This window comes from Mesorhizobium sp. M7D.F.Ca.US.004.03.1.1, assembly GCF_003998635.1.
In the GTDB taxonomy this organism is placed as follows: domain Bacteria; phylum Pseudomonadota; class Alphaproteobacteria; order Rhizobiales; family Rhizobiaceae; genus Mesorhizobium; species Mesorhizobium loti.
The window spans coordinates 1-4198 of sequence record NZ_RZQG01000535.1 but is presented as its reverse complement, the minus strand read 5'-3'; the positions used below and the strand labels follow the sequence as shown (position 1 = coordinate 4198).

Below are 4198 nucleotides of genomic sequence, written 5' to 3'. Positions count from 1 at the left end.
GGACAATCTGCCCGCTGAATCCTGCCTCGAGGAAACCTACTATCACCGCCTCAACCCGCCGCAGGGCTTTGCCTTCCAGCGCGTCTACACCGACGCCGACAAGAATGGCCATCGTGCGCTGGATGAGGCGATGGCGATCGAGGACGGCGATGTCGTGCTGGTGCCCAGGGGCTATCACCCCTGTGCCGCCTGCCACGGCTATGACCTCTATTACCTCAACGTGATGGCCGGGCCGAAACGGACGTGGAAATTCCACAACGCGCCCGAGCACGAATGGTTGATGAAGGCCTGACCGATCATACCTTCCCAGGTGAAGCTATTGGTCCAGCTAGAAAAAATCGTCGGCTAAGGACCCACAAGGTCGATTTGCCTTCGAAAACCCTTCAAAGCTTCGTCAATCCGTCATGGAAATCACCTATGGCAGCGGGACTGACGAGGACTACCGATGCGCTACGCCATCTATTTCACCCCCCGGCAGGACGAACCGTTGGCGCGGATCGCCGCCAACTGGCTCGGCCGCGACCCGTTTGGCGCCGCGACAAGGCCGGTCGAGGCGGTGGCCGACCTGTCGGCGGCGGAAGTCGCCTTCCACACCGCTTCGGCGCGCCGTTATGGCTTTCACGCGACGCTGAAAGCCCCTTTCCGCCTGGCTGCCAACGAGACCGAAGCCTCGCTGCGCGCCGCACTCGACCATTTTGCCGAGGCGACGCCGGTGGTGACCATCCCGCGCCTAGTCGTCAGCCAGATCGACAGCTTCTTCGCACTGGTGCCGGAAGGACCACTGCCGGCGCTCAACCGCTTCGCCGATGACGTGGTGCTCGGCTTCGACCGGTTCCGCGCGCCGTTGACCGAGGCGGAAATCGAGCGGCGCAGCCCGGATTCGCTGAAGCCGGCCGAGTTCCGCAACCTCTGCCAATGGGGCTACCCCTATGTCTTCGAAACCTTTCGCTTCCACATGACGCTGTCGGGCCGGGCAGCGTCACAGGAAAGCCCTCGTTTGCGCGCAGCAATCGACAGTCTGTTCGCGGACATTCTGCGACAGAAGGTGCTGGTGGATGCGCTGACATTGTTTGTCGAAACCGAACCGGGCGCACCGTTCATGGTGCTCTCGCATCACGCACTCGGGCGCCGTTCCGCCAGAAAAACTGCCTGACACCCTGCCGGAACAACCCCAGCCGGAACAACCAAGGACTGCCTGAAATGACCGCCGAAACTGTTCTCCACAACGCCCGCATCGTGCTTGCCGACGAGATCGTCGAGGGTTCGCTGGTGCTGCGCGATGGGTTTATCGCCGGCATCGAAGCCGGCACCAGCCGCAGCGGCGAGGACATGGGCGGCGATTACATCATTCCCGGGTTGGTCGAACTCCATACGGACCACCTCGAAGGCCACTACGCGCCGCGGCCCAAGGTGCGCTGGAACCCGATCGCCGCCGTGCTCGCCCATGACGCGCAGGTGGCGACCGCCGGCATCACCACCGTGCTCGACGCCTTGCGTGTCGGCATGGACGAAGACGCCGACCTGACGTCGACAGACATCCGCAAGCTGGCCGATGCCATCGAGGACAGCGTCCAGCAGGATCGTCTGCGCGCAGACCATTTCATCCATCTGCGCTGCGAGGTTTCGGCACCGGACTGCCTCAGGGCTTTCGCCAATTTCGATGGCGACGAACGGGTCAAGCTGGCATCGCTGATGGACCACGCGCCAGGCCAGCGCCAATTCGTCAACCTGGAAACCTATGCCTATTACTACCAGCGCAAACTGAAGCTGACCGACCGTGACTTCAAGCTGTTCTGCGAAAAGCGGATGGGGGAATCGGCCGTGAATTCGGGGCCGAACCGTGTCCACATCGCCGCCGCCTGCCATGAGCGCGGCATCGTGCTGGCCAGCCATGACGACGCCACCATTGGCCATGTCGGCGAGGCGATCGAGCAGGGCGTGCGCGTCGCCGAGTTCCCGACCACGGAAGAAGCCGCCAGGGCCTCGAAAGAAGCTGGGCTCGGCGTGCTGATGGGTGCGCCCAACGTCATGCGCGGCGCCTCGCATTCGGGCAACGTCTCGGCCCGCACGCTGGCTAGCGACGGCCTGCTCGACATCCTGTCGTCCGACTACATTCCCTTCAGCCTGATCCAGTCGGCGTTCTTCCTCGGCGATGTCGTCGAAGGCATTTCCCTGCCGCAGGCTGTCGCCATGGTCTCGAAGAACCCGGCCGATGCAGTTGGCCTGACCGACCGCGGCGTCATCGAGCAGGGCCGCCGCGCCGATCTGGTGCGCGTGCGCGTCGACGACCATGTTCCGGTCGTACGCACCGTCTGGCGGCAGGGACGCCGGGTCGCATGATGGTGTCGGCGCTGATCGAGCGAGAATTGTCCGCCGAGACGTTTCCGATCCGCGATGGCGTTTTCGTCGCCGTGGTTGGACCGAGTGGCGCCGGCAAGGACACGGTGATCGGTTACGCCCGCAACCATTTTGCCGACGAGACAAGGCTGGAGTTTGTCCGCCGCGTCATCACGCGGCCGAGCGATGCCGCCAGCGAGGATCACGACACGCTGGCCGACGCCGCCTTCATCGAAGCCGAAGCCGATGGCGCCTTCGCCATTTCCTGGGAAGCGCACGGCTTGCGTTATGGCATCCCGGCCGATGTCGACTGGTCCGTCGCCAATGGCCGTGTTGCTGTCGCCAATGTGTCGCGCGCGATCATCCCCTCCTTGCGCGAACGCTATGCCAACCTGGCCATCGTCGAGATCACAGCCTCACCGGACGTGCTGGCGGAGCGGCTGGCAATGCGGGGCCGCGAGTCACGTGGCGAAGTGCTGGCGCGACTGGCGCGCAGCGCCAATATGAGCCTGTCCGGCCCTGGTGTCACTTCGATCGACAACAGTGGCCCGCGCGAAGCCGCGGGCGAGCGTTTTGCCGAGGTGCTGCGCAAGGCGATGGCATTTTCCGACATGTCGGGTCTGATCTAGGCTTCCAGCGCTTGTCGAGCGCCTTCCAGGGCCGATGCTGGTGGCTGGCGGTCGATCTCGAGCCGCAGCGCGTGCGGCTCGACTCCGTCCGTTGGTGCTTCGCTTGCTTTTTCGCTGCCAGCGGAGCGCTGTGTGGTGCGGACGGCATGGTGATCCTGGACCACGGTTCAAAAAGATCATGGTAGAATGAAGCAATACAGGAAGCCTTGATGCATAGTCTGACACCTATCCTTTCGACGATCACGGCGGCATTTCTCGCCTCCTTCGTCGAAGTCGTCGAAGCCTTCACCATCGTGCTCGCCGTGGGGGTCACGCGCGGCTGGCGCCCGGCACTGACCGGCGCCGCACTGGCGCTGGCGGTGCTGGCGGCCCTGGTGCTGGCGTTCGGCCCGCTGCTGGCACTCGTACCCATAGCCACGCTGCAGTTCGTGGTTGGCGTCCTGCTGATCCTGTTCGGCATGCGCTGGCTGCGAAAAGCCATCTTGCGCAGCGTCGGCGTCATCGCCCTGCATGACGAGGGGGCAGCCTTTTCCAAGGAAACCGCAGCCTTGCACCAGCAGGCCAACGACCGCCGAGCCGACTACCTCGCCGGGCTGGCGTCGTTCAAGGCGGTGCTGCTCGAGGGCGTCGAGGTGGTGTTCATCATCATTGCCGTCGGCGCGGCTCACGGGCAGACGCTTTACGCCAGCCTGGGCGCGCTGGCGGCTTTCGTCCTGGTGATGCTTATCGGCCTGGCTGTCCACCGGCCGCTGGCGCGCGTACCGGAGAATGCGCTCAAATTCGTGGTCGGGCTGATGCTGACCAGCTTCGGCATCTTCTGGACCGGCGAAGGCATCGGCGCCGACTGGCCGGGCGCCGATCTCGCTTTGCTTGCCATTTTCGCCACCGTCGCGCTGGCCTCGTTGGCCATGGTGCGCTGGCTGCGCAGCACCTACCCCACCCTCACTGGAGGACTCGCCAGATGAACGTCATCCGTCTGGTTCTGAACGAACTCATTGGCATGTTTGTCGACGACGGCAACCTGGCCTTACTGGCTCTGGTCGTCATTGCTGGAGTGACGGCGGCGGTAAAGCTACTGGCGCTCCCGCCACTGCTTGGCGGCGGCCTGCTGTTGGCGGGCTGCCTCGCCATCCTGTTGCAACGCGTTCGCCGCGCGGCACGCGCGACCAATCGGTAACGGCGGCGGGCATGCGGTTCGATGCCGGATAGGCTCCGGCGGGGACCGCATGGTG

Annotated in this window: 6 protein-coding genes; all 6 read left to right on the top strand. The window is 64.5% G+C overall.

All coding sequences use genetic code 11. The features are described 5' to 3' along the window. The coding region (locus EN935_RS24775) for a 5-deoxy-glucuronate isomerase (protein WP_206534561.1) at positions 1-292 on the top strand (292 nt) is incomplete at its 5' end. A 153-nt stretch (positions 293-445) separates the two neighbouring features. After that, on the top strand, positions 446-1153 hold the full coding sequence (locus EN935_RS24770; protein WP_127265067.1) for a DUF1045 domain-containing protein: 708 nt from the start codon (positions 446-448) through the stop codon (positions 1151-1153). Between the two features lie 47 nt (positions 1154-1200). Then, positions 1201-2340, top strand: a complete 1140-nt coding sequence (locus tag EN935_RS24765; RefSeq protein WP_127265068.1) for an alpha-D-ribose 1-methylphosphonate 5-triphosphate diphosphatase — start codon at positions 1201-1203, stop codon at positions 2338-2340. Further along, complete coding sequence (phnN, locus tag EN935_RS24760; RefSeq protein WP_164757789.1) at positions 2337-2966, top strand: phosphonate metabolism protein/1,5-bisphosphokinase (PRPP-forming) PhnN; 630 nt, start codon at positions 2337-2339, stop codon at positions 2964-2966. The genes EN935_RS24765 and phnN overlap by 4 nt, the downstream gene beginning before the upstream one ends. A 209-nt stretch (positions 2967-3175) precedes the next feature. Continuing rightward, positions 3176-3931 (top strand): COG4280 domain-containing protein, encoded by a 756-nt coding sequence (locus EN935_RS24755; RefSeq protein WP_109667047.1) that lies wholly within the window; start codon positions 3176-3178, stop codon positions 3929-3931. Beyond that, a complete protein-coding gene (locus tag EN935_RS24750) occupies positions 3928-4143 on the top strand; it encodes a hypothetical protein (RefSeq protein WP_127373702.1) in 216 nt (71 codons plus the stop codon). Before EN935_RS24755 ends, EN935_RS24750 begins: the two co-directional genes overlap by 4 nt. Positions 4144-4198 lie beyond the last annotated feature (55 nt).